General features: G+C 61.5%; 24 protein-coding genes and 1 tRNA gene. 7 read left to right on the top strand and 18 right to left on the bottom strand.

What is annotated here, in order from left to right; genetic code table 11:
• Positions 1–11 precede the first annotated feature (11 nt).
• Complete coding sequence (gene dapF, locus AMA01_RS10980; RefSeq protein WP_067850902.1) at positions 12–848, bottom strand: diaminopimelate epimerase; 837 nt, start codon at positions 846–848, stop codon at positions 12–14.
• Positions 849–992: 144 nt separating this feature from the next.
• On the opposite strand from dapF, the gene AMA01_RS10975 reads away from it, so the two are divergent.
• Together AMA01_RS10975 and AMA01_RS10970 are read left to right on the top strand one after the other, a co-directional pair.
• Positions 993–1,079 (top strand) — tRNA-Leu (locus AMA01_RS10975).
• A gap of 247 nt (positions 1,080–1,326) precedes the next feature.
• Positions 1,327–1,830, top strand: a complete 504-nt coding sequence (locus AMA01_RS10970; RefSeq protein ID WP_067850900.1) for a CBO0543 family protein — start codon at positions 1,327–1,329, stop codon at positions 1,828–1,830.
• Positions 1,831–1,872: 42 nt separating this feature from the next.
• Here the strand turns inward: AMA01_RS10970 and AMA01_RS10965 are convergent, their stop codons facing one another.
• From AMA01_RS10965 to AMA01_RS10950, 4 genes are all read right to left on the bottom strand, one after another.
• Positions 1,873–3,243, bottom strand: coding sequence for a GH1 family beta-glucosidase (locus AMA01_RS10965; RefSeq protein WP_067850898.1), 1,371 nt, complete (start codon positions 3,241–3,243; stop codon positions 1,873–1,875).
• A gap of 50 nt (positions 3,244–3,293) precedes the next feature.
• The gene (locus AMA01_RS10960) at positions 3,294–3,548 is read right to left on the bottom strand and encodes an oligopeptide/dipeptide ABC transporter ATP-binding protein (RefSeq protein WP_067850896.1); all 255 of its coding nucleotides are present in this window, start codon (positions 3,546–3,548) and stop codon (positions 3,294–3,296) included.
• Between the two features lie 227 nt (positions 3,549–3,775).
• A complete protein-coding gene (locus AMA01_RS10955; RefSeq protein WP_067850894.1) occupies positions 3,776–4,216 on the bottom strand; it encodes a hypothetical protein in 441 nt (146 codons plus the stop codon).
• 91 nt (positions 4,217–4,307) lie between these two features.
• Positions 4,308–4,547: an indolepyruvate ferredoxin oxidoreductase subunit alpha gene (locus AMA01_RS10950; protein ID WP_067850892.1), complete on the bottom strand. Its 240-nt coding sequence runs from the start codon at positions 4,545–4,547 to the stop codon at positions 4,308–4,310.
• 719 nt (positions 4,548–5,266) lie between these two features.
• On the opposite strand from AMA01_RS10950, the gene pstB reads away from it, so the two are divergent.
• The 3 genes from pstB to AMA01_RS13945 all read left to right on the top strand — a co-directional run bounded on the left by pstB (position 5,267) and on the right by AMA01_RS13945 (position 6,971).
• Positions 5,267–6,007 carry a phosphate ABC transporter ATP-binding protein PstB gene (gene pstB, locus AMA01_RS10945; RefSeq protein WP_197459989.1) on the top strand — a complete coding sequence of 247 codons (741 nt, stop codon included), beginning with the start codon at positions 5,267–5,269 and terminating at the stop codon, positions 6,005–6,007.
• Between the two features lie 36 nt (positions 6,008–6,043).
• Positions 6,044–6,700 (top strand): phosphate signaling complex protein PhoU, encoded by a 657-nt coding sequence (gene phoU, locus AMA01_RS10940; protein WP_067850888.1) that lies wholly within the window; start codon positions 6,044–6,046, stop codon positions 6,698–6,700.
• 130 nt (positions 6,701–6,830) lie between these two features.
• Positions 6,831–6,971, top strand: coding sequence for a hypothetical protein (locus AMA01_RS13945; protein WP_195868158.1), 141 nt, complete (start codon positions 6,831–6,833; stop codon positions 6,969–6,971).
• 81 nt (positions 6,972–7,052) lie between these two features.
• Here the strand turns inward: AMA01_RS13945 and AMA01_RS10935 are convergent, their stop codons facing one another.
• Positions 7,053–7,943: a C40 family peptidase gene (locus AMA01_RS10935; protein ID WP_067850886.1), complete on the bottom strand. Its 891-nt coding sequence runs from the start codon at positions 7,941–7,943 to the stop codon at positions 7,053–7,055.
• 227 nt (positions 7,944–8,170) lie between these two features.
• On the opposite strand from AMA01_RS10935, the gene AMA01_RS10930 reads away from it, so the two are divergent.
• Positions 8,171–8,653: a flavin reductase family protein gene (locus AMA01_RS10930; RefSeq protein ID WP_067850884.1), complete on the top strand. Its 483-nt coding sequence runs from the start codon at positions 8,171–8,173 to the stop codon at positions 8,651–8,653.
• Here AMA01_RS10930 and AMA01_RS10925 read toward each other — a convergent pair.
• The 12 genes from AMA01_RS10925 to menB all read right to left on the bottom strand — a co-directional run bounded on the left by AMA01_RS10925 (position 8,638) and on the right by menB (position 21,936).
• Positions 8,638–9,759 (bottom strand): MGDG synthase family glycosyltransferase, encoded by a 1,122-nt coding sequence (locus AMA01_RS10925; protein WP_230088133.1) that lies wholly within the window; start codon positions 9,757–9,759, stop codon positions 8,638–8,640. The genes AMA01_RS10930 and AMA01_RS10925 overlap by 16 nt on opposite strands.
• 8 nt (positions 9,760–9,767) lie before the next feature.
• A complete protein-coding gene (locus AMA01_RS10920; RefSeq protein WP_067850880.1) occupies positions 9,768–10,397 on the bottom strand; it encodes a YkoP family protein in 630 nt (209 codons plus the stop codon).
• Between the two features lie 12 nt (positions 10,398–10,409).
• A complete protein-coding gene (locus tag AMA01_RS10915; RefSeq protein ID WP_067850878.1) occupies positions 10,410–11,108 on the bottom strand; it encodes a polysaccharide deacetylase family protein in 699 nt (232 codons plus the stop codon).
• A 9-nt stretch (positions 11,109–11,117) separates the two neighbouring features.
• Positions 11,118–12,290, bottom strand: coding sequence for an MGDG synthase family glycosyltransferase (locus AMA01_RS10910; RefSeq protein ID WP_067850876.1), 1,173 nt, complete (start codon positions 12,288–12,290; stop codon positions 11,118–11,120).
• Positions 12,291–12,457: 167 nt separating this feature from the next.
• Positions 12,458–13,312 carry a phosphate ABC transporter permease PstA gene (gene pstA / locus AMA01_RS10905; RefSeq protein WP_067850875.1) on the bottom strand — a complete coding sequence of 285 codons (855 nt, stop codon included), beginning with the start codon at positions 13,310–13,312 and terminating at the stop codon, positions 12,458–12,460.
• Complete coding sequence (gene pstC / locus AMA01_RS10900) at positions 13,309–14,307, bottom strand: phosphate ABC transporter permease subunit PstC (RefSeq protein WP_067850873.1); 999 nt, start codon at positions 14,305–14,307, stop codon at positions 13,309–13,311. The genes pstA and pstC overlap by 4 nt, the downstream gene beginning before the upstream one ends.
• Positions 14,308–14,334: 27 nt before the next feature.
• A complete protein-coding gene (gene pstS, locus AMA01_RS10895) occupies positions 14,335–15,462 on the bottom strand; it encodes a phosphate ABC transporter substrate-binding protein PstS (protein ID WP_067850929.1) in 1,128 nt (375 codons plus the stop codon).
• 194 nt (positions 15,463–15,656) lie between these two features.
• Complete coding sequence (menH, locus tag AMA01_RS10890) at positions 15,657–16,493, bottom strand: 2-succinyl-6-hydroxy-2,4-cyclohexadiene-1-carboxylate synthase (protein WP_067850871.1); 837 nt, start codon at positions 16,491–16,493, stop codon at positions 15,657–15,659.
• Positions 16,490–18,178: a 2-succinyl-5-enolpyruvyl-6-hydroxy-3-cyclohexene-1-carboxylic-acid synthase gene (menD, locus tag AMA01_RS10885; RefSeq protein WP_067850869.1), complete on the bottom strand. Its 1,689-nt coding sequence runs from the start codon at positions 18,176–18,178 to the stop codon at positions 16,490–16,492. The genes menH and menD overlap by 4 nt, the downstream gene beginning before the upstream one ends.
• Positions 18,175–19,527 carry an isochorismate synthase gene (locus AMA01_RS10880; RefSeq protein ID WP_067850867.1) on the bottom strand — a complete coding sequence of 451 codons (1,353 nt, stop codon included), beginning with the start codon at positions 19,525–19,527 and terminating at the stop codon, positions 18,175–18,177. Before AMA01_RS10880 ends, menD begins: the two co-directional genes overlap by 4 nt.
• Entirely contained in the window at positions 19,524–21,062 is a 1,539-nt protein-coding gene (gene menE, locus AMA01_RS10875) for an o-succinylbenzoate--CoA ligase (protein ID WP_230088132.1), read from the bottom strand. Before menE ends, AMA01_RS10880 begins: the two co-directional genes overlap by 4 nt.
• Before the next feature lie 55 nt (positions 21,063–21,117).
• The gene (gene menB / locus AMA01_RS10870; RefSeq protein WP_067850865.1) at positions 21,118–21,936 is read right to left on the bottom strand and encodes a 1,4-dihydroxy-2-naphthoyl-CoA synthase; all 819 of its coding nucleotides are present in this window, start codon (positions 21,934–21,936) and stop codon (positions 21,118–21,120) included.
• A 210-nt stretch (positions 21,937–22,146) separates the two neighbouring features.
• Here menB and AMA01_RS10865 point away from each other — a divergent pair, with 210 nt between their 5' ends.
• On the top strand, positions 22,147–23,049 hold the full coding sequence (locus AMA01_RS10865) for a 1,4-dihydroxy-2-naphthoate polyprenyltransferase (protein ID WP_067850863.1): 903 nt from the start codon (positions 22,147–22,149) through the stop codon (positions 23,047–23,049).
• Positions 23,050–23,061: the final 12 nt, after the last annotated feature.

The following is a 23,061-nucleotide window of genomic DNA, read 5'->3' as shown; positions in this document are numbered from 1 at the left end:
CCCGCTCAATCCTACGCGTAATACGTCCCCTCGCACACCCAGTGCGCTTCTCCGGTCATCCACACGTGACCGTCCTCGCGAATCTCGATGTCGAGATCGCCCCCCAAAAGGTGCACGGTTACTCGGTTCCCCACCAATCCCTTTCTGGCGAGGGCCGTCACACTCGCGCACGCCCCTGTGCCGCAGGCGAAGGTCACGCCCGACCCGCGTTCGTACACGCGGAAGTCGATCTCGTCCGGGGTGAGCACCGACACAAACTCCACATTCACGCGTTCAGGGAAGTCGGGATGAGACTCAATGGCGCCTCCGACGTGTTCGACGTCGACGTCGTCGACGTGATCGACCAGCGTGACAAAGTGCGGATTGCCCATACTGACAAGCGTGCCCGTATAATGCGCGCCTCCTGCCTCCACGCGTACATCTTCGCCGCGATCCGGCCCTCGGTACGGGACGGCTTCCGTGCCGAAACGAGCCACGCCCATGTCGATGGTCACCAGCTGCACGCGTCCCTCGACGTCCAAATGCACCTGCGCGGCGACAACACCCGCCTTGGTTTCAACGGAAAAGTGTGTGGCATCAACCAGCCCGCGCTCGTAAGCGTACCTGGCCACACAGCGTAGGCCGTTGCCACAGGATTCCGCCTCGGATCCGTCTGCGTTCCAGATGCGCATGCCGACATCCGCGCTGTCGGAGGGCGTGACGAGGATGAGACCGTCGGAGCCAATCCCTCGGCGCACGTCGCTGACCCGACGTGCGAGCGACGGGAAATCGTCCTCGGGGAGGGTTGTCCGGGCCGTGTCGACAAACACATAGTTGTTGCCGAGAGCGTGCATCTTAAAGAACTGCATACCAACGCCTCCTAGAGCTCGGTTGAAAAAATCGGGCCACCGATGAAATAATTCGTTGCAAACCTGCGTGATTCCTTGTATAATGTGATCGTTCGCTGCGATGCGGATGCGAAATCCAGCGGCGAACGAAGCAAGTTTAGACATGCGGTCGTGGCGGAATTGGCAGACGCGCTAGATTCAGGTTCTAGTGGGGGCAACTCCGTGGAGGTTCAAGTCCTCTCGACCGCACCAGTGTAGCAAAAACCCCAGCCCGTACGCAGAGGGCTGGGGTTTTTCTTTGGCTGGATGGGGCCTTCCAGCGATGCATCGCAAGTAGTGACACGGGCGAAGGCATGTTCGACTCGCCGGATGTCCTTTGAGCCCTGATTCGACAATCTTCGACGGTATGGGTGACGCCCTCCATTCTCATACTCTGAAATAAGCCTGCCGCACGGCCTCGCCCCGACGACGCCCACACCAAGGAGCTGAGGCGAATCATGTGGTAGTCGTATGTTTTTCAGCCGCGTTTCTTGCCGTGGTTCTCGCGACACGCACACATCTGTACCTTACCCAGTACTGTAGGACCGTGCTTTGGATCGCCGTGATCGCCCTCATGTACAACCTGGTCTGCCGGGGATACATGATGTGGTATCACCCAAGGTGGTGGTTCATCACCGACAAGCTGTCCCAGCTGATTCAGATTTTTGTGCTGTTTCCTTGCACCACACTTCTGTTCCTCCGATACATGCCCAGTTCCCTTGGCCGGCGGTTCCTTCACTTCGCGCTGTTTCTGGCCGTTTACGGCGCGTTCGAGTTTGTGCTTGTCAGTTCGCACGAAATCGAGTATTACCACGGTTGGGCGTTTGGGTGGTCCATCTTACTCGACTCGTTCATGCTCTTCGTGATGTGGTTGCACGAGCGCAATTGGCGGCTGTCGCTCGGATTTTGTGGACTCGTCACATCGCTCTTTCTGGCCTGGTTTCACGTGCCGTTCGATACCTGAACAGGCCAGCGCGAGCTGGCCTGGAATACGTAGAAAAAATCGTCAACGCGCCGTCTCCGCAGCTTCCGCGGCATCCGAGGGCACGAGACCACCCTCGCGGATCACGCGCTGATACCAGAAGTAGCTGTCCTTCGGGATGCGAGCAAGTGTATCGTAGTCCACATACACAAGGCCAAATCGCTTCGTGTACCCGAACGCCCACTCGAAGTTGTCCATCAGCGACCACACGTAGTAGCCGCGCAGATTTCCGCCCTCCTCGAGAAACCGATGCGCCGCGGCAAAGTGAGACGCGAGATAGGCCACACGATCCACGTCGTGGACGGCGCCATCTTGGACGCGATCGTCGTAGGCGGCGCCGTTCTCCGTGATGTAGATGGGGATGTCGCCGTAGTCCCGACGCAGACGGGAGAGCAGATCGTACAAGCCGTCGGGATACACCTCCCAGTCCATCTCGGTGCGCGGACCTTCGCCCGGCAGATGCCGAACGCCGAGCAGCGGATCGGACGGATCGTCTGCAACCACGGCGCGCGTGTAGTAGTTCACGCCCAGAAAGTCGATGGGGGTAGCCATCACCTCCAGGTCCCCAGGCTTGACGGCGTCAAACCCACCTACCGCTTGATCCACGCGGCGCAAGAGTGACTCTGGGTATTTGCCTCTCAGGACGGGATCGAGGAACCACCGATTTTGAAACATGTCCTGCCTGTCAGCCGCGGCCAGGTCTTCTGAATTCGGCGTAGCGGCATAGACCGGCGCGAGGTTTAGCGTGATGCCAATCTCACCGGGCAAGCCGAGCTCGCGGTACAGGCGGACCGCCTGGCCGTGCGACAGGAGCAGATGGTGCGCGGCGCGGTATGCGCGGCGCCAGTCCTTCAGGCCCGGCGCGTGAACACCGATGCCGTACCCTAAGATGGAAGCGCACCACGGCTCGTTGTGCGTGATCCACATGGGGACGAGATCGCCGAGTTCCCGAAACAGGATCTCGCTATATTCCAGGAAGCGGAACACGGTATCTCGGCTGTTCCAGCCACCCTCGTCCTCTATCCACTGCGGGAGATCCCAGTGATACATGGTGACGGCCGGACGAATCCCGTTCTCAAGCAGCTTGGTGGCGAGCCGCTTGTAAAAATCGAGTCCTTTCACCCAGACGCGCCCTTTCTCCGGCATCACGCGCGGCCAGGCGATGGAAAACCGATACGACGAGATCCCCAACTCTTTCATGAGCTGCACGTCGTCTTCGTAGCGATGATAGTGGTCGCAAGCGACGTCCCCGGTGTGACCCTCAGCGACCTTGCCGGGCGTGTGGGAAAAGATGTCCCAAATCGACCGCCCACGACCGCCCTCGCGCGCGGCCCCTTCCACCTGATACGATGCCGTCGCGGTCCCCCACACGAATTCATCTGGAAACTTACGCATCTTGTCATCTCCTTTGTCTGCATCGTTGCCTCAAGTACTTGTCCCTGCCCTCACCCCGGATGGTGACACGCGGCGTAATGGCCGGGCGCCACCTCAGCGAGCGACGGCGCCTGCGACCGGCACACGTCGGAGACGAGCGGACACCTGTCGGCGAACGGACATCCGACGCGATCTTCGAGTAGGTTCGGCGGGCGGTTCGACGTTTCCGGCAGGGGCCCTTGGTGGCGCGTGCCTGGGGTCGAAGTGCGCGATAGTCTGTCGTCCCCCTTCAATCCCTGTTTCATGCCGAAATCGCTTTCGAACATCCGTACGATATCAACCCCCTTGCAGCCGTGCGAGGTCTTCAACCTGACCACCGAAAGCGATTGCGGCTTCGAGCGACGTAAATGCTCTCATCTCTATTTTGCCATGCGTATGAAAGCGAATGCAAGCCCCTTTTTGCAAGCTGTTCCGCCAGATAAGCCCTCAAGGATTGCGCACCAAGATTCGAAATCGATTACGGAATGGTGGCCACGACCGCGTCGCAGGGCGATCACGAGCGCGGCAACATCGGGCGGTACTGATCTAATGCCTGTTTGAGCGTTTTGAGCGACGCCTGAAGTTCATTGTAGACTTTTGCTGGCGCTCCTTCCCCGGTATATGCATCGCACAGCGCCACCACCTGTTGTGCGTCGGCGAACAGCACCCCGTTCGGTGAGCTTGGCGCGGCACTACTCCCGATCGCTTGAACGGATTCGAGCTCCGTGTCAAAACTCTCATTGCGATTCTGCGCAAGCGCCTGTTGAACGCCGCGGTAGATAGCGTTACACGTCGCATAAAGTTTCGGATTCACCTGGTTCGTCTTTTCAACCTGGGTACCGGCTTGCTGCGTGCCTGTTCCTGAGGGTGTGTTCCCCACACGCTGCGGAGTCGCGCACCCGGTCGTGAACAGCAAGCCGATGATCACGGTCGTCACGGCCGCGAGACGCTTCACTGCGCTCCCTCCTTCCAATTGCAGCACCATGTCAAGGCAAAACCGCCGGCCCAAGCTGTTGGACCGACGGTTCTGGGGATTACATCGCGCCTCAACGATTGCGGAAGAAGTCCCGATTCTTGTCGATGAACTCCTTCTCGTCCTCTGGTACGAATTCCTCCTGATAGATGGCGTTGACCGGGCACACCGGTTCGCACGCAGCGCAATCGATGCAAAGGTCGGGATCGATATAGTACTGATCCGGACCTTCGTGGATAGCGTCCACGGGGCACGTCTCCACGCAGTCCGCGGCCTTTTCCCCAATGCAAGGCGACGTGATGACAAACGGCATTCGCGTGAGCCTCCCTCGAATCCTTATCGTAGATGATGTTCTCGTTACAGATATACACCAAATCTATAGGAAAACTCAAACGAAAGTTTTTCAAAATCACGTCTCATCGCGTTTCGATTCATGTTATCTAGGCTTGACGAACGAAGATTTTCCGCCGTCTGAGAGGACCTTCGTGTCGCCGCGTGCGAATGAGTAGATTTGCAAGCATCGATCCGGCACAGCCCTGCACATCGATGCGTAGAGAAAGACATCGGTCGCTCATACGTGGTCGCCAAAAAAAGCCGCCTCGCACAGAGGCGGCCAACGCGGATTGGGGTTCATGCACGAACCGCTTAAGCACAGGTCCAGCGCAATCCCAATGTATCATCGACACGTAAAGTCCGGGTGACGTACGTGTTAAGGCATTGTTGAAATCATTTGAATCCCAGTCGCACTCGCTGTGCATGCAGATGTCACAGGATTGACACAGATTTCCCCACCGGGGCGACCAAGAAGCACGGCGGCTGCGATAGACTGGTGGTTGTCATCATCCACATGCACACACAGGAGCCACGCCGCGGTCACGCCGTGGCTTTTGTGTTGTTCCCCATAAAAATCTACACAAACCTCACACGTCCTTAACATTTACCCGGTATTGTGTTCTGCGGAATCTTGCGTCCTGAGGATAGAGAGAGCGGAAACGGCATAGGATTGGGAGGAGACAAGTCGTGGGCAAGTCCATGACAGTACGCCGCTTACAAGCGTGGTACGGCCAGCACCAGGTGTTGCACAATATTGACATGGACATCGAGGAAAATCGCGTGACGGCCATCATCGGGCCGTCCGGGTGCGGAAAGTCAACCTTCATTCGTTGTCTGAATCGCATGCACGAAACGCATCCGCAGGCCCGTGTGGATGGCGACATCCGGTTGGGAGACGAGTCACTTTTTGATCTCGATCCCGTCGATGTCCGGCGTGTCGTGGGGATGGTATTTCAGAAGCCAAACCCATTCCCCACGATGTCCATCTTCGACAACATCGCCATTGGGTTGAAGTTGGCCGGCATCCGCCGCTCCGGTGAATTGCGGGATCGCGTGGAACGGGCACTCCGCATGGCGGCCCTTTGGGATGAGGTGAAGGACCGTCTGGCCAAGCCCGCCACGGCGTTGTCAGGCGGCCAACAGCAGCGCCTATGCATCGCCCGCGCGCTGGCCGTGGAACCGGAGGTGCTGCTCATGGACGAGCCGGCTTCCGCCTTGGATCCCATCTCGACCATGCGCATTGAAGAACTGATTGAGGAAATTAAACAGACCTACACCATTGTCATTGTGACGCACAATATGCAGCAGGCGGCTCGCATCGCGGACAAGACAGCATTTTTCTACCAGGGCCACCTGATCGAGATGGACGACACGTCGCAGATGTTTACAAAGCCGAAGGACAAACGCACCGAAGACTACATCACCGGCCGATTCGGATGATGATTCCGATTCTGCGCACACGAAGGGACGGGCTCTATGCATCAGCGCCAAGCATTTGACATCGCGCTCAAAGAATTAAAGCTAAAACTCCTCCACATGGGTGGGGACGTGCAGGAATCCATTCGGCATGCGGTGGCCTCCGTGCTGAGACACGACCAAGCGCTCGCGCAGCGCGTCATCGAGCGAGATCGAGAGATTAACCGACAAGATCATGAAATCGAGGACTTGTGCATCCGCCTGATCGCCACCCAGCAGCCTGTGGCTGGCGATCTGCGCAGGATCGTCGCTGGCATGCGGCTCGCGGTCGATCTCGAGCGAATGGGAGATCTCGCCGTGGATCTCGCGAAAACGAGCCTGCGCCTTTCGGCTTCCCCGGTTGAGGAACCGGCGCGTCGCCTGCAAGGCATGGCCGAAGCCGTCGACAGCATGGTGTCCGAAGGGCTGAATGCCTACGTGAATAGCGACGCGGAAGCGGCGCGCAGATTGGCCGAAATGGACGACGCGGTTGACCACGACTATCGACTGCTGGTGGAAGAACTCTTCGCCGATGGACCTGACGCCGCCGAGACGCCGCAACAGCGGATGCTGATCGCCTTCTGCGGCCGTTACCTCGAACGCATCGGCGATCACGTCACCAACATCGGCGAAAGCGTCCTGTACATCCTGACCGGCGAGCGGTCCGATCTGAACTGATTCGACACGTCTCGACGATTCGCGAGAAACTTGTGACACAACCGTCATAGACGGACGCCCACGTGCCGTCTGAAACGCATCGCGCCGTGGTAGACTGGAAACAGATGAACGTGGCTAGGAGGGTGTTGTGGTGGAAATGAAAAGAGCCGCGCAAGATCCCGTCCAGCGCCTGTTGACGTTTGTGCAATATCTCGAAAAAGCCGCGTTTGCCGCGTCCGTCGCCATTCTGGCCGGCACCGTGGGCTACGTGACCATACACGCCGTCTCTTGACAACCACAGGGCGCGGTCCAAGGCGGATCACAAGTAGAAAGAGGTGTCGCGGCGCTGCCGCGACACCTCTTTCTACTTGGCTCATCCGTTCTGTCCGATGACTCGACGCGCGCCGATGTAATGATTGGCCCAATAGGAATCCGACAGGCTGTCGATCTCGACGTTCGTGCTGGCCGCATTGATAAACTGGCCCCCGCCGAGATAGATGCCGTCGTGCGACGGCCCGTCCCCGTATGTATCGAAGAACACGATATCCCCGGGCTCCAAATCCCCCTCGGATACAGGGATTCCCGCGTCATATTGCTGGTAACTCGTCCGCGGCAGTTGAATGTAAAAGTGGGCGTAGACGTACTGAATCAGCCCGGAGCAGTCGAATGCGGACGGACCGCTCGCTCCCCATTCGTATGGCGCGCCGAGGAACGTCCGCGCGTAATCGGCCACCGCAAACCCGAGCGCGCTCTGCGCTAGCGAGGTATTGGTGGCGTCGGGTGAACTTCCGCGGCTGGACAGGGTCACTGGTTTGGCAGCACCGGAAATGGTAGGATGCTTGGGTGGAGAGACCTTCAGCGATTCGCCCGGGTGAATGGCGCTGGACGCATGGAGGCCGTTCCACGCTTCAAGCTGGGACAGCGTGATATGAAATTTTTGACCGATGGACCACAGCGAATCTCCGGGCTGAACCACGTAAGTTGAAGCATTCGTGCGCGAGGAAGAGGGTGAGGAGGACGTAACAGAGTGAGAGCCGCCTTGGGAGACCACCAGAACTTGCCCCGGGTGAATCACGTTCGACGAAAGATGGTTCCATAATTCGAGTTGATGCACGGTCACATGAAATTTGGCTGCAATTCCGTAGAGGCTGTCGCCAGGGCGCACGGTGTACGTCGCGGACGAAGCCAATGCCGTGGCCGGTACGAACGAAATCCCTATGCACGCGGCCAACCAACCTACGCTTGCTGCGATTCGAGAGCGCACTCGCCAAAGCCCCTTTGCTCATCATAGTTGCTTGCTTTCGGGCCTATTATACCGAGCACTCCCCCACTCGACAATCGTATTTTCGTAGATTTACGAACAACTTCGAACATCAGGACGATTTTTGTCCTATTGCGTCCAATGTCACAGAGCACACGCCGTGACAAGTTTCCGGCATCCCGCGAGTCCGATACAATGTAAGAGGGTTGAAAAATGAAAGGAGTCACATCATGGCGATTGACGAGAATGGTTTTCGCAGAGCCTTGGCCCGATTCGCCAGCGGGGTGACCGTCATCACCACAGCTGCCGAGGGCGAAATGGGCGGCATCACCGTCTCCGCCTTCTGCTCGCTATCCCTTCGGCCGCCGCTCGTGCTCGCGTGCATCGACGAGCGCGCCAGCGTGCTCCCGCTTCTCCGCAGATCCGGCGCGTTCGCGGTCAACATTCTCTCCGACGACCAATCCGGCCTGTCGAACCAGTTCGCGAGCAAGCTATCCGACAAGTTCCAAGGTGTTTCCTACGAAATAGGTCCGTGGGGCCAGCCGCTTCTCGCAGGTACCCAGGCTTACCTCGTTTGCACCCTCGCCGACGAGTGGGAAGGCGGAGACCACCGCGTCCTCGTGGGACAGGTCGAAGCGGCGTCCGTCGACGAGTCCCGAACGCCGCTCCTCTATTACGCGAGCCAGTACGGTTCCTTTCATCCTCTCTCCTGAACCACATGCGGAGCCGCGGTCCGCTCCCCGCGCCCCTGAGCCTCAAGGCGCTCCCAGCCGCCAGCGAGGCACGCGGACACAAACGACGCGGCTCCGGGCTTGCCCAGCTCCACGGCTCGCAACTGCATCGCGCGCTGCGTCTCCTCGGACCAATTCGCAAACAGTCGGTCGAGATCGCCCAAGTTGCTCGCAATGCGCCCCGCGCCCAGGCGCTCGATGCACCGCGCATTTTCCCGTTCCTGGCCTGGAAGGGGTTTGTAAAAGACCATGGGCGTCCCTGATGCCAGGCACTCGGCGATGGTCACGCCGCCCGCCTTGGCGATGACAAAGTCCGCTCGTTGCAGGTGGCTCGCCACATCCTCGGTAAAGCCGATGGGGTGAATTCTCGCTTGCCCAGCTCGTTCTGCAAATGACCGCACTCTTTCCATCATTCTCGCGTTTCGGCCGCACATCACTTCGATGACGTGCTGGGGAAAATGCTGGGTAAGCCGTTCCAGCACGCCCTCGTACTGCGGAAACACACCGCGTCCGCCGGTGAGGAGCACGATGCGGTGCTCACCGTCCGAACGCGGCAACACGCATTGGCGAAATTGACGCCGAATCGGAATGCCGCCCACCTCGACGCGCACATCGCCGCGAAGCCGGCGAACGTCTAGAGCAGCTTCATTCGTCGGCACCACCACCAGATCCGCGCTCGCATGCACCCAGCGGCTGTGCACGGCGAAGTCTGTGAGTACCACGGCGACAAACGGACGCAGCCCATCCGGGAGCTTTGCGAGCGCGTGATCTGGGAAGAGTTGCACGATCACGTCCGGTTGAAATTCGCGGATGGCCCGCCACGCGGCCGCGCGTGAAAAACGCGCCAGCAGCGCCCACAGGGGGTGACGAATGGACAACGCCTTGGTCCAATCGTAACTCCAACCGTAGAGCGCAGGCGCGTACCGAGTGCTCCATTCGAAAATCCGCTCGTTCCATTGGGCGAGCCGCGGATTGGTCTGCCGAAAGGTGTCCACCGCCCGGACCTCGGCAGAAAGGTCCTGGGTCAGCGCCTCCGAAAGCGCGCGCGCCACCTGCACATGCCCGTCGCCAAACGAAGCGTAGAGCAAGAGACATTTCATGAGTCCAGAGATACGACCTCGCCGCGGCCCTGAGGGTCGTTCATCCCGCCCTCGCTTGCCGTGAGGGCGCCTTCGCCAAACATCTCTATAATTTTTTGCTTGGAAGCGACGACGAGCTTCGGCTGCAACACGTCGCGATGCGTCTGGAGGATATGATCTGCATCCGGATTCACCATTTTCAAGATGTTCGTCAAGTGCCAACTGGTGACCCCGCGCACGAATGGGTTCCGAAGTGGGTACGTGTGAAACCCGAAGTGCTCGATGCCGCGATGGATCATGGTGATCCCATACAACACCTGCGCGTCGTGAAACTTCTCGTGCTGTACAGCCTTGGCGAGCGCCGGCATGGAGACTCGGGCCTGCCGCAACAGCCGCACGATGGCGCGCACGATGTTGGTGTCCTCGCGGAGTGCACGCTCAATGAGCACATTGTTCATGTGCATTTCGACGACGGGATCGCCAGGATGAACGACAATCCCGTCCACTTCGAAGGTCCGGCCGAGATACCGTCGGCGGGCAACGAAAAACAAGTGCTCTGAGCCGGGCTCGAGTTCCTCCAGATGCAGAGCGCGATGAAACAAGGCTTCCCATGCGTCAAAGACCGCCCGCGCTGCCCGATTTGGCATGGTCTTCCCTCCCTACTCGCACTCCGACGCAAGCACGAATGTGTAGCCGCGTCTGCGAATTTCCTCGATCACGGCCGGGATGGCCGCAATCACATTCTCCGGCGCTCCGCGCTCCGCGCCCGGGGACTCATCGCTGTCGTGAAGCACAATGACCGAGCGCCCGTCGAGCTTGGCGACAATTCGTCGAACCAATTCTTCCGGCGGGGTGCTGCGCCAATCTCCCACCATGACACTCCACAACAACATCGACATCTTTGCTCGCCTGAGAAAAACAAGCGTCGCGAGGTTGCACGCCCCCCACGTCGGCCGATACACCCGCGGATGAATCCCGAACCTCCGAGCGAGCACATCCCGCGCCGCCAAACATTGGCGCGCCGTAAGCCCCGGCGGCAGAAGCGGCACAAACCAATGGCGGTACCCGTGAACCTGCACTTCGTGGCCTTCCGCGACCATCCGCTCGACAATGTCCGGATGTTCCAGCGCGTGTTCGGCAATGACAAAAAACGTGGCTTTGGCGCCTGCCTCCCGCAGCGCATCCAGCAACCTCGGTGTGTATACGGGATGTGGGCCGTCGTCAAAGGTCAACGCCACACACCCCTGTTTCGACGTTCTGCGGATGCACGCGCGACCCAATCCTCGGGTCCACACGAACGGCAGCCCCGCGTACAGCACCAGAACGGTCAGCACGGCCGCAACCAACCAGTCGATCACGTCTCTCCCTCACGTCGGAAGAAGCTCAGGCGGCCACTCCGGCGACACGGAGCGACACGGAAGCTTCTTCGTGGCGTACAGCATGATTTTCTCCGCAATGCGCTCCGCCGCGCCGCAACTCGGCATGGAACTACACGCCTCGCGCATGCGGCTCAAGATGGACGGGTCCTCGCGAACCGACATCAGAAAACCCTGCGCTTCCACCGGCGTTTTCACGCACACGGCGACGCCCGCCTGCTCAGCGAAGCGCGCATTCGCCTCCTCCTGGCCCGGAATCGGCCGATAGATGAGGAGCGGCAAACGCATCGCGATGGACTCCGTCAGTGTGAGCCCGCCCGGCTTCGTGACGATGAGGTCCGCCATCGCCATGAACTTTTCGATCTCGTTCGTGTACCCAAAGACGCGAACGCGATCGCTCTGAAGGGCGGAGAATCGGCGCTCCAGTCGGCGATTGTGGCCGCAGATGATGAGGTACTGCATGCCCGACTCGGGAATGAACGACTCCCACACGCCGGGATCGGCCAGAATGCCGCTGCCTCCTCCCATAAGCAAAATGATAGGCATTTCTTCTTGAAAACCCATTGAACGAATCAATTCTGAGCGATGGGCCAACAGCCGCTGCACGTTTTCCTCGCGGAACTTCCGGCGCAGCGGAATCCCGACGACGTCCACCGCGTCCTCTGGGATCCCGTACGAGACGAGATCGCGCTTCACCTCGTCCGTCGCGACGAAATAGTGATCGCTGAAGTCGTGATACCATTGACGATGCGCTGTGTAGTCCGTCACGATGGACAAATTCGGAATATCGATCTTGCCCGCGCGGCGCAATTCGCCGACGACCCCCATTGGCGTCGGAAAGGTGCTCGCGATGCAGTCCGGACGGTAGCACGCGATGAACTCCTGGATGCGCTCGATTCCGATGTGGTTGACGTACCGCTGCAGGGCGGAATCCGGGTCAATTCTAGACATGGACTTATAAAAAAGGCCGTACAATCCCGGCGCCCGTTTCACACCCTGAATCAGGCTGAACTTCGCAAACGAGCGCAGCGCCGGATTCAGGAGCCCCACGTAGTCGACCACTTCGACCTCGGCATCTTTTTCCTTGAGCGCCTCCATCACGGCGTACGCCGCCTGGTTGTGCCCCGAGCCAAAGGACGCGGTCATCAGCAAAACGCGGCGCATTCGTCTCGCCCCCTCAAATCTTCCACAACTCTATTCTAAACTTGACGGATTCACCGGACAACTGAAGACAACCATTGCGGACAAAAGTACAAAGCGGAGAAGGTCGACCGCACCTTCTCCGCTTATGGTATTCGCTGTGCTGGACAAATAGCCGAGGGAAATGGGGCTCACGCCGCCGACCGACCTCCGCGCGCCGAGGAACGCCAGACCACAAAGCGCACGACGAGCTGAATGATGAGGATGAGCATGAGGAGGACAAAGCCTGCCGCATAAGCGAGTTGTCTCGCCTGCGCGTAGGGTTCATCCAGGTACGTGTACGCCACGTAGGTCAAATACCCCACCTGGGAATGCGTCAACGCGAGCGATGGATTGTTCGAGTTCCACCCCGCCGTGTAGAGCAGTGGGGCGGTCTCCCCCAGCCCAATGGCGATGGCGAGCAAAAGACCCGTGGCCATGCCGGAAGCTGCGGGTCGCCACACCGTTTTCAAAATGGCTTGAGTCCGCGTCATCCCAAGGGCCCACGCCGCTTCCCGCTGCAGCAACGGGACCTGCTGCAGGCTCGTGTCCGTGGTGCGCAGGATGTAAGGCAACATGATGAGCGTCAGGGCGACGCCGCCTGCGAGGGCGGAAAATCCCCAGTGGAAGTGCAACACCAAGAGCAAGTAGCCAAAATACCCTATCACGATGGACGGTACACCTGACAGCACCTCGGCCACAAAGCGAATCGCGGCGGCGAGCCGGGGTGAGGCAAACTCGGACGTGAAGATTCCGCCGAGCACGCCGAGTGGAGCGGCAAACACCACGCCGATGAGCACCAGTTCGAACGTTCCCAAGATCGCGTTCTCCAAGCCGCCGGCGATACCTTGCGTCGGCTGAAACAGCATGGAGAAGCGAAACGACCGAAGGCCCTGCCACAGAACCGAGCCGACGAGATCGATCAGCCCGAACAATACGAGCGCAAAACCCAGCCAGGCGAGCGCCCAACCGAGCGCACCTTTCCACTTGCGCCGACGTCTCCTCATGACGCCATCACCCCTTCGCGTCGCCGCGGGCGAACCAACCAGCGAGCCACCAGGTTCGTGGCCAGCGTGATGACGAGGAGGATCAGCGCAAGTTCGGACAGCGCATGAACCGCCATGCCCGAGGCATCGGTCTCGGCGCTATCCAGCTGATTTGCAATGAATGCCGCCATCGTCGAGATAGGGCTGTACAGGTTTTGCGGCAAGATGTTGGTCGCGTTGCCCGACACCATCAGGACCGCCATCGTCTCTCCCATCGCGCGTCCCCAGCCCAGTGCGACGGCACCGATAAATCCCTCACGGATGTATGGCAAAGCGATATAGCGAACCACTTCCCACGACGTCATGCCGATGCCAAGCCCGCCCTCGCGAGCCAGGACAGGCACCTGCTGGAGCAGATCCCTAGTTGTCGCGGTGATAATGGGCACGGTCATCATGGCGAGCACGATGCCACTCGCCAGAAGGCTGTAGCCTGTCCCCGTTTGCCCGCCGAAGAACGGGATGAAGCCCAGGATCGACTTAAGGAAAGGTGCAAAGGCGTTCGCAATCCACGGGACCAGCACAAGAATACCCCACAGTCCGATCACGACGCTTGGGATGCCGGCCAACAGCTCAACGAGAATGTTCAGCAGAAAACCAAGCGGGCCGCGCACTCGGTAGGCGAGAACGAGCGCTGTGGCGACGGAGACCGGCACTGCGATGAGGAGCGCGATGATGGACGACAACAGCGTGCCGACGATGAACACCAGTGCGCCGTAGGTAGCGCCTGCGGGCGCAGTGATGCCGTTGCGATGGGTCAGGGCTCCATACAAGTTCCCCATGTCCCAGCGCGTTTCGGTGAGAAAATGAAAGCCCATGAAGCGAATGGTCGGAATGGATTCCACCAGCACGATGGCGGCGATGGCTGCCAAGAACACGGCAGGGCTGGCGGCCCCGATGGCCGCCAGCACCCGAAATCCGCGATCCCAGGCCTTAGCCGCTTTAGAAACCTTGCGCACGGCGTGCCCTCCTGGTATCTATCGGTGTCAACCCTTGATCTTCTGAATCTGCGCCTCGCTCTTGGCATGCACGCTCGTCGGGAGCGGCAGGAAATGCACCGGCGTCAAGAACTTTGCACTGTTGCCCTGAGACGGGTTGATGGCCCACTCCAGGAACGTCTTGAGCGCGTCAGCCTTCGCGGCATTCGGCTGATCGTCCTTCACGATGACGTACTCAAAGTTGATGATGGGATACGAGTTGGCGCCGGGCTCGTCGATGAGCGAAATCCGCTCATCCGCAGGCACGTTCTTCACGCCCTGCTGTGCGGCGGCTTGGATGGAAGCGCTGGTCGGCAGGACGTAGCTGCCCGACTTGTTTTCAAGCGCCGCATAGCCGAGGCCCTGCTGCACGGCCTTGTCCAGCCAGCTGATGCCCACATATCCAACGGAGTACGCGGTCTTCGAGAGGGCGGCCACGACGCCCTGATTACCCTTCGCGCCGATCTCCGTCTGCAAGCCAGGCCACGAGATGGTCGTGCCAAAGCCGTAGTTCTGGTTCCACTCAGCGCTGGACTTGCTCAGGTACTGCGTGAAGAGGAACGTATCACCGGAGCCATCCGAACGAACCACGGGCTTGATGATCTGATGCGGCAGCTTCACGCCCGGGTTGATAGCCTTGATCTTCGCGTCATCCCAGTACTGGATCTTGCCCTCATAAATCTCGGCGAGCACCTGGCCGTTCAAATGCAGATGCCCCTTGACGCCAGGCAGGTTGTACATGATCTGCTGGGCCGAGATGGCCACCGGAATATTGAGCATGTCCGGGTGCTGCTGAATCTGGGCGTCCGCCATGTACGCGTCCGACGCACCGATATCCACCGTGCCAGCGATGGCATCGGAGATGCCGGTCCCGCTGCCAGTCGACGCGGCCGTCATCTCCACGTCGGGGTGCAGCTTGTGGTACGCAGGAATCCACTGCGCGTTAAAGAGCGGATACAAAAGCGACGATCCCGTCTCCGTCAGCGTCACCTTCGCCACGCTCGCCGCCTGCTGCGACGTGTTGCTCGTCGCCGCGTTCTGGGTCGACGAAGACGAATTCGACGTGCCACACCCTGCTACCACACCGACGGCGGCAACAGCCGCAAGACCCGCAAACCACTTCGAACGCACCTTCACGTAGAGGCCCCCTTGTTCGTGTTCTGTGCTCGATATTGTGCCACGCAAGCGGCGAAACAAACCGCTGCCTTCAGTCATGAGAGTATCAGGAGGATGTGAAGGCGCATTGGAGAGTTGCTGAATTTGGTGTGAAGATTTGTCCACCGGGGCTTTACAAACTTTACGAGGTGTTTACAAAGAGGGCGGAGCGCTGTTTAGCCGATGCACTCCGCACCTGAGAAGAAATCCGCGAGCTTCGCTGCAAATCGGTCAGGCTGTTCCAAATGCGGCGTGTGCCCCGCTCCGTCGATGGTGACGTGAACAGCGTTGGGAAGGCACGGCTCCATGCGTTCGGCAATCGCCGTGAACTTGGCATCCAACGCCCCAGTGATGAGGACGACGGGCATCGTCAGTGTGTGCAACACATTCCAATACGACGGCTGTCGCCCCGTGCCCAACCCGCGCAGGCTCTGTGCATAACCGCGCGCGCTGCCCGAGCGTCTGATGGCGCGCTGACGCGCCTTCTCCTCTTCCGGCAGGGCGTTATGCGTGGCAAAGATGGGGCGACGCTCCCACACGGGTATGAACCAATCCAATCCTCGCGCTTCAATCTCGTCCGCCAACCGATCGTCCTCGCGCCTGCGCGCCTCGCGCTCATCCGCATCTTCGATTCCGGGCGACGCGGACTCCAGGACGAGCGCGCGAACGCGATGAGGATACATCGCGGCGAACGCGAGCGCGACACGCCCGCCCATCGAGTAGCCCACCACTCGGCAGGAGGAAACCCCCATCTCATCCAGCAGCGCGTCGAGATCGCGCACAGTTTCGTCCATCGAAAGGCGCGCGGCATCGTCGGGCACGTCGCTCGCGCCGTGGCCAAGAAGGTCTGGCAAGATGGCGGACGGTCGGCATCCATAGCTCTCCATCCGTTCCAGGACGGGTACGAACACGTCCCCCGCGCCGGTGAAGCCGTGCAGGAACAGGCATGGCTCGCCGCCAGGGATGAGCTGGTACGCGTACCGGACGCCGCGGATCAACGCCATGCGCTTCATCGCGCGCCGACGCCCCTTTCGCTCGCAAGCCGTGCGAAGAGCTCTCGGTACATGCGTGGGCTCTCGTCGTTTGGAAAGCGGACCTCGACTACCGTGAGTCCGGGGCGCGCCATTGCTTCACGCAGCGCGCTTCGCAAGGCACCGGCATCGCCCGCGCACACGTGAACCCCGCCATATGCACGGACGATGGGCGCGAAGTCCAACTCGTGCGGCGTGGTGAACCAGTCGATCTCGTCTGGCCTCTCGGCCTGCGCCAGATGGCGGAAGATCCCACCGCCAGCGTTGTGCACGAGCACCGCGACGAACGGAGAAGACAGTTCGCGAGCGGCCGCAAGCCCGTTCAAATCGTGGTAAAACGACACGTCTCCAATGACGAGAAGCGTGGGCCGCCCCGAGGCCACGGCGATACCGAGGGCGGTGGACGTGACACCATCAATTCCGCTCGCGCCGCGATTTGCGTACACCTCCACACCTGGCTGTGGCAGCGCAAGTGCATCGGCATCGCGGATAGGGCGGCTGTTCCCGAGGACGAGCACGTGAGCTGGGTTCAAGGCTTCAACCGCTGTACGCACCGCCTCGCCCTCGAACCAGGGCAGGGACGCATCGAGCGCGCGTGCAGCGGCACCGGTTGCTTCCCGCCAGGCCGCTCGGTACTCGCGCCAGTCACCGAGCGCAGGCGACACGTCGTGCAGCCACGCGGTCGGATCCCCAACCACCACATGGGTGGCCAAGTGCCCGCTGTCCCGGTACAAAGGCGTCTCGTCGAATACCACGAACTCCGCCCGCGCGCCGCGCAGCCACGAGGAGAGGAGCTTCGATGTCACCTCGCCTCCAAAGCGCAGGACGAGGTCGGGAGGTTCGGGAGCAGCCCCTGCGCGCAGGACGAGATCGTAATACGGAACGCTCGCGTCGCTATCGCGGCACTGGCTCAGAATGTCGGCCAAAAGCGGAATGCCGGCGGCGGTGGCGAAGTGGGCCACGGCTTGCGCAAGGGATCCCGGCCGCATCGGTCCGGCGACCACCAGCGGGCGCCTGGCGCGGGCAAGCGCCTCCTCCACCTGGGCGAGCGACGACGGCGCGCAGGGCGCTGGTGGGCTCGGCTGCCCATGGATGGCGGGCACTTCCTCGAGCTCCCGGGTTTCGCTCCTGCGGGGAGGCAGAAGCGGTTCCCGAAACGGCACATTGAGGTGCACAGGCCCCTCAGGGACAGTTCTGGCGATGAGCCCTGCGCGCAGCGCAAGGCCCCGCAGATTGAGCGCCAGATCCGTCCTGTCCTGGGGCACGGGCGTCTCGCAGGCCCACTTCACGTGGGCGCCAAACAGGTTCGGTTGCCGGATGGTCTGGTTAGCCCCGACCTCGCGCAGCTCAGCCGGCCGATCCGCCGTCAGCACGACAAGAGGCACGCGCGAAAAGTAAGCCTCGACGACCGCAGGATAGAGGTTGGCGACCGCCGTGCCCGACGTGCAGACGACGGCCACCGGCTCGCCCGACTGGCGGGCCATGCCCAGCGCGAAAAAGCCGGCGGATCGCTCGTCCATGTGAGAGACGGGCTCGATGCCGCCGTGCTCGATGAGTGCAAAGACGAGCGGCGTGTTGCGCGATCCCGGCGAGATCACCGCGCGCCGCACCCCGCTCGCGTACAACCCGTCCACCAGCGCGTGCACAGGCCACAGATCCGGATTCAAGGCCCTACCTCCCCCTGAACGCCCAGCGCCTCCCGCATCGGCCTCATCTTCAACTCGCTCTCTTCCCACTCGGCGACCGGATCCGAGCCTTCGACAATTCCGCAGCCCGCGAAGATTGCGGCTTCCCCGGCGTCGACGAAGGCGGAGCGCAAACAGACGTCAAGTTCGCCTTCGCCGCCGACATACGTTCCGAAGGCACCCGCGTAATAGCCGCGCGGCCAGCCTTCGTGGGCCGTGACATAGCTGGTCGCCTCGCGCTGGGGCGTTCCCGCCACCGCAGGGGTCGGATGGATGGCCTTCGCCACGTCAAACAGCGTCACACCCTGCTTCAGGCGCCCTGTCACCCGCGTGTGCAGATGCTGCACATTCGCCAGTTTGAGGACCCGAGGGCCTGCCTCCGCCTCCACCTGTTCGCACACCGGCGCGATGGCGTCGAGGACGTGATCGACCACCGCGCGGTGCTCCCGCTGATTCTTGGCGCTCGCCATGAGTTCATCCGCAAGCTGGCGATCCTCGTCGTCGCTCCGGCCTCTGCGCGCCGTGCCGGCGAGGCAGTCGATCTCGACGGAGCGCCCTCGAACGGCGCAGAGCCGCTCCGGGCTCGCGGACAAAAGCCACCGGCCCTGCCAGGAGAGCGCGAACACGTGGCTGTCCGGATACCGGACCGTTAGTCCCTCAAGCACCTCCTCGAGCGACCGAGCGACGCGGCCAGTGGCAAAGCGCGCCACGACCACCTTGCGAAGCCGCCCTTGGCGAATCTCCCGGAGCGCGCGGTCGACCTTATGTGCGAACCGGCGAAAGTCCTCCGGCTCGTCGAACCGCGGGCGTTCTGGGTACGTGCCTTCGCCGTGCACGTCAAGGAGGTCCATGACGTCCGCCCGAACGTCCATCTCGTCCGCGCCGCGAGGCGGAATGTACAGCACCTCGGCGACGTCAGACCCTGCCGCCTTGGTGAGATACAGCCTGGGCGCAAACCAGATGGACTTCGGCCAGACCGACCAGATACCAAGCGGAAGAGCGCCGAAATCGAACGGGACGGCACCAAACCACGGGAGGCCCGGCGGGATCGACTCCGCTGCGAAGCGCGTCTTCAAATCGTCCCAGTCGTCGTCCGCGCTCGCCACCAAACGGCGATACACGCCCACGCCGAACTGCTCGTCTCCACTCCGCGGACGGCTGTATACGGAGGGCTCCAAGCGATTCCAGTGCGCGAGCGACGCAAGCGAGCGATCGAACGGAACGCGCAACCGAACGGCCTCCTCCGATTGGCCCTGCGCCGCATCGGCAAACGCCTCGACGATCCGCGCACAGAGGCTTTGTCGCAGCGCTTCTCTCGCCGTCACGCTCATTCCTGCATCACCCACTTTCTCAACTCGTAGCGCATCAGTTTACCCGACGCCGTGCGGGGCAACGCATCGACCTGCACGAATTCGGCAGGTACCTTGTAGTGCGCGAGCCGGCCGCGCAGTTCCTCGCGCAGCGCGCGTCCCATCTCGTCCGTCAACACGTGGCCCGGCTCCAGCACGACGAACGCGACCGGAACCTGGCCCCACTCGTCGTCCGGTTTTCCCACGACCCCGGCGTCCACCACGCTGGGGAACCCAAGCAAGAGGGACTCGATCTCGGCTGGATACACATTCTCGCCGCCCGAGACGATGAGATCCGCGCGCCTATCCAATACGTATAAAAAGCCCTCTTCATCGAAGCGTCCAATGTCCCCGGTGTGAAGCCATCCCCCGGCCAGCGCGCGTTCCGTTTCCTCTTTTCTGTTATAATAACCAGCGAATACGCTCGGCCCCTGGACGAGAATTTCGCCCTCGACGCCGGGCTCCGTCGTCGGCCCCATCGGTCCCTGCACGGCAATGCGCGTGTTGGCCAGCGGACGGCCGGAGGACCCCTTCTTGCGAAGCGCGTCGCGCACATCGATGGTCGCCACCTGCGTGTTGGTCTCCGTGAGGCCATAGCTTTGCGCGACCGGCAGGCCGAGTTCGAGCGCGCGCTCCAGCACAGGGCGGGGACAGCCCGCTCCCCCCAGCAGAACGGCGCGAAGCCGCGGTGGATAAGGACTTTGCCGAACCTTCAGAAGCCGGGCGAGCATCGTTGGCACAAGCGACACCAGCGTAATCTCGCCGGAGGCCAGGGCGCGATCGACCCGCTCCGCGTCGAATCTGTCATGCACGACGGCCGTCGTGCCGTAGATGAGGCTCCGCATCAGCACGCCCATGCCTCCGACGTGAAACAGCGGCATCGGCACGAGCCATCGCTCGTCGGGATCCAGGCCGAACTGGAGCGCGGACGCCATCGCGCTGTACCAGTGGTTTTGATAAGTGATCATGGCGCCTTTGGGCCTGCCGGTGGTTCCACTCGTGTACACGATGGCGTGCACCGACGCCAGAGACACGTCGGCCGACTCGGGGGACGAAGCCGGCGCCTGCGAAGCCGTTGCCGCATCCCATGCCTCCTCCGGCAGGACGAGGACGGTTACGGGGCGCGAGACCTCCTTCGCCACCTGAGATGCAAACTGGGCGGCCGATTCGTCACACACCAAGACGGACGCCTCGCAGTCCTCGACCTGGTACGCCAACTCGCCCGGCTGAAGCCGCCAGTTGAGCGGCACCAAGACGGCGCGAAGCAACACCAGCGCGTGCAGACAGAGCGCGTGCATGAGCCCACGGTGACACATCACGCCCACGCGATGGCCTGGGCGAACGCCGGCAGCAAAGAGGCGCGCCGCCGCGGACCTCGCCGCGGCGTCCAACTCAGCGTAGGTGATGGACCGTTCCTCCGATGCAAGCGCCACACGCGCAGGCCGACGGGCAGCATGAACCGACAACCAGTCCGGCAGGAAGGCGACGGGCGCCTGCGCTCTTTCCAGATTCATCATGGCCGTTCACCCCCCGCCTTCAAACGCAGTTGTGCACAGGCGTGGACCCCGATCCTCAGGGAAGCCGCGGAAACTTGCTGAACTCTGGTGGACGCTTCTCAAGGAAGGCGCGCGCGCCCTCCTTTGCCTCGTCCGTCATGTAGTACAACATCGTGGCATCGCCCGCGAACTGTTGCAAACCGGCCGCGCCGTCCGTGTCCGCGTTGAACGCCGCCTTCAGGAATCGAATGGCAATCGGGCTCTTCTCCAGGATTTCCTTCGCCCAGCGGATCGATTCTTCCTCAAGCCGCTCGAGCGGAACCACGGCGTTGACGAGCCCCATCTGAAGAGCCTCCTGGGCGTTGTACTGCCGGCAGAGAAACCAGATTTCCTTCGCCCTCTTCTGCCCCACGAGCCGCGAGAGAAGCGAGACGCCGTAGCCGCCATCGAAGCTGCCGACTTTGGGCCCGACTTGGCCGAACACGGCATTCTCCGCTGCAATGGTCAGGTCACAGCAGACGTGAAGGACGTGACCACCGCCGATGGCGTAACCCGCCACCACTGCGATGACCGCTTTCGGCAACGTGCGGATCAGTCGCTGCAGGTCCAACACGTTCAACCTCGGCACGCCGTCGCCGCCGACGTAGCCGCCGTGGCCGCGCACGCGCTGGTCACCGCCGGAACAGAACGCCTCGTCACCCTGGCCGCGCAGAAGCACCACGCCCGTGGAACTGTCGTCGCGGATGTGTTGAAACGCGTCGATCATCTCCATCACGGTCTCCGGCCGGAACGCGTTTCGGACCTCCGGCCGATTGATGGTCACTCTGGCGATGCCCTCCGCCCGCTCGTAAATGATGTCCGTATACTCCTTCACTCGCTCCCAGTTCAGCGACATGGGAAAGCCTCCTCGCGCACATGAATTCACCCAGTGGTCATGTCCGATCTCGTCGATTGACGCGAACTCATTATAGACCTTGTCCCATGGGCCTGCAAAAGCGGTCAACGGTTGCCGGAGACGGGGACGAGTGATAGGATCACGAGGGACTCATGTGCTTTGAACTGCGAATCGGACGCATGGGCGTCCGTGCCTGCGAGGTGAGTTGAATTGACAGGTGCGACCCGCCTGCGCGTGTGGTGGCGCGTCCTGCGCCCGTTTACGCTCACGGCGAGCATCGTTCCAGTGATTGTCGGCACCGCGGTCGCCGTGCCGTCGTATCCGTTTCACGTGTGGCGCTTTGTCGCCATGCTCCTGGCCTCTATCCTGATTCAGTCGGCGACCAACATGTTCAATGAATACTACGATTATCAGCGCGGCCTCGATGACGAGCGCATGGTCGGCATCGCGGGCACCATCGTGCGCGATGGCGTTTCGCCAAAGGTGGTGCTCCGGTTGGGATTCGCCTTTCTGGCAGCGGCGCTGCTTTTGGGCGTGTACCTTTGCGCGACGACGAGCTGGTGGCTGGCCTTGGTGGGCGTCTTGTGCATGGCTGTGGGGTACTTCTATTCGGGCGGGCCGGTGCCGCTTGCCTATACGCCCTTTGGCGAGGTCGCCGCAGCCACCGCGATGGGCCCGACCATCGTGCTGATTGCGTTCTATCTGCAGAGCGGGACCGTCACGCTGAGGGCGCTTTTGGTGTCTATCCCGATTGGCCTGTTGATTGGCGCCATTCTGTTCGCCAACAACATGCGCGACATGGCGCAGGACGCCGAAGGCGGACGGCGGACCATGGTCATCCTCATCGGCCGCGCGCGGGGGCGTGTGCTGTTCGCGAGCGTGTTTGTGGCCGCGTACCTCGTCGTGGTGGCGATGGTGGCCCTCGGCGTGCTGACGCCGTTCGCCCTGCTTGTGCTTTTGACGGTGCCGACGGCCGTCTACGTGGTTCGGCTGTACTATCAGTACACGGAGCCGGCCAAACTGCACAAGGCCGTGAAGGGAACGTCGAATCTCCTGTTCCGGTTTGGCGTCCTGATGGTGTGCGCGTTCCTCGTATCCAGCATCCGCTTCTGAACCCCGATAGCA

It is taken from the genome of Alicyclobacillus mali NBRC 102425 (assembly GCF_001570745.1).
In the GTDB taxonomy this organism is placed as follows: domain Bacteria; phylum Bacillota; class Bacilli; order Alicyclobacillales; family Alicyclobacillaceae; genus Alicyclobacillus; species Alicyclobacillus mali.
The sequence above is the reverse complement of the archived record's forward strand: the minus strand, read 5'-3'. Positions and strand labels throughout refer to the sequence as shown.

Excerpts from the sequence above, each read along its gene's own strand:
- dapF (WP_067850902.1), bottom strand. The coding sequence starts at position 848 with ATGCAGTTCTTTAAGATGCACGCTCTCGGCAACAACTATGTGTTTGTC.
- AMA01_RS10965 (WP_067850898.1), bottom strand. The coding sequence starts at position 3,243 with ATGCGTAAGTTTCCAGATGAATTCGTGTGGGGGACCGCGACGGCATCG.
- AMA01_RS10960 (WP_067850896.1), bottom strand. The coding sequence starts at position 3,548 with ATGTTCGAAAGCGATTTCGGCATGAAACAGGGATTGAAGGGGGACGAC.
- AMA01_RS10950 (WP_067850892.1), bottom strand. The coding sequence starts at position 4,547 with ATGCCGTTTGTCATCACGTCGCCTTGCATTGGGGAAAAGGCCGCGGAC.
- pstB (WP_197459989.1), top strand. The coding sequence starts at position 5,267 with ATGACAGTACGCCGCTTACAAGCGTGGTACGGCCAGCACCAGGTGTTG.
- phoU (WP_067850888.1), top strand. The coding sequence starts at position 6,044 with ATGCATCAGCGCCAAGCATTTGACATCGCGCTCAAAGAATTAAAGCTA.
- AMA01_RS10930 (WP_067850884.1), top strand. The coding sequence starts at position 8,171 with ATGGCGATTGACGAGAATGGTTTTCGCAGAGCCTTGGCCCGATTCGCC.
- AMA01_RS10920 (WP_067850880.1), bottom strand. The coding sequence starts at position 10,397 with ATGCCAAATCGGGCAGCGCGGGCGGTCTTTGACGCATGGGAAGCCTTG.
- AMA01_RS10910 (WP_067850876.1), bottom strand. The coding sequence starts at position 12,290 with ATGCGCCGCGTTTTGCTGATGACCGCGTCCTTTGGCTCGGGGCACAAC.
- pstA (WP_067850875.1), bottom strand. The coding sequence starts at position 13,312 with ATGAGGAGACGTCGGCGCAAGTGGAAAGGTGCGCTCGGTTGGGCGCTC.
- menH (WP_067850871.1), bottom strand. The coding sequence starts at position 16,493 with ATGAAGCGCATGGCGTTGATCCGCGGCGTCCGGTACGCGTACCAGCTC.
- AMA01_RS10880 (WP_067850867.1), bottom strand. The coding sequence starts at position 19,527 with ATGAGCGTGACGGCGAGAGAAGCGCTGCGACAAAGCCTCTGTGCGCGG.
- menE (WP_230088132.1), bottom strand. The coding sequence starts at position 21,062 with ATGATGAATCTGGAAAGAGCGCAGGCGCCCGTCGCCTTCCTGCCGGAC.
- menB (WP_067850865.1), bottom strand. The coding sequence starts at position 21,936 with ATGTCGCTGAACTGGGAGCGAGTGAAGGAGTATACGGACATCATTTAC.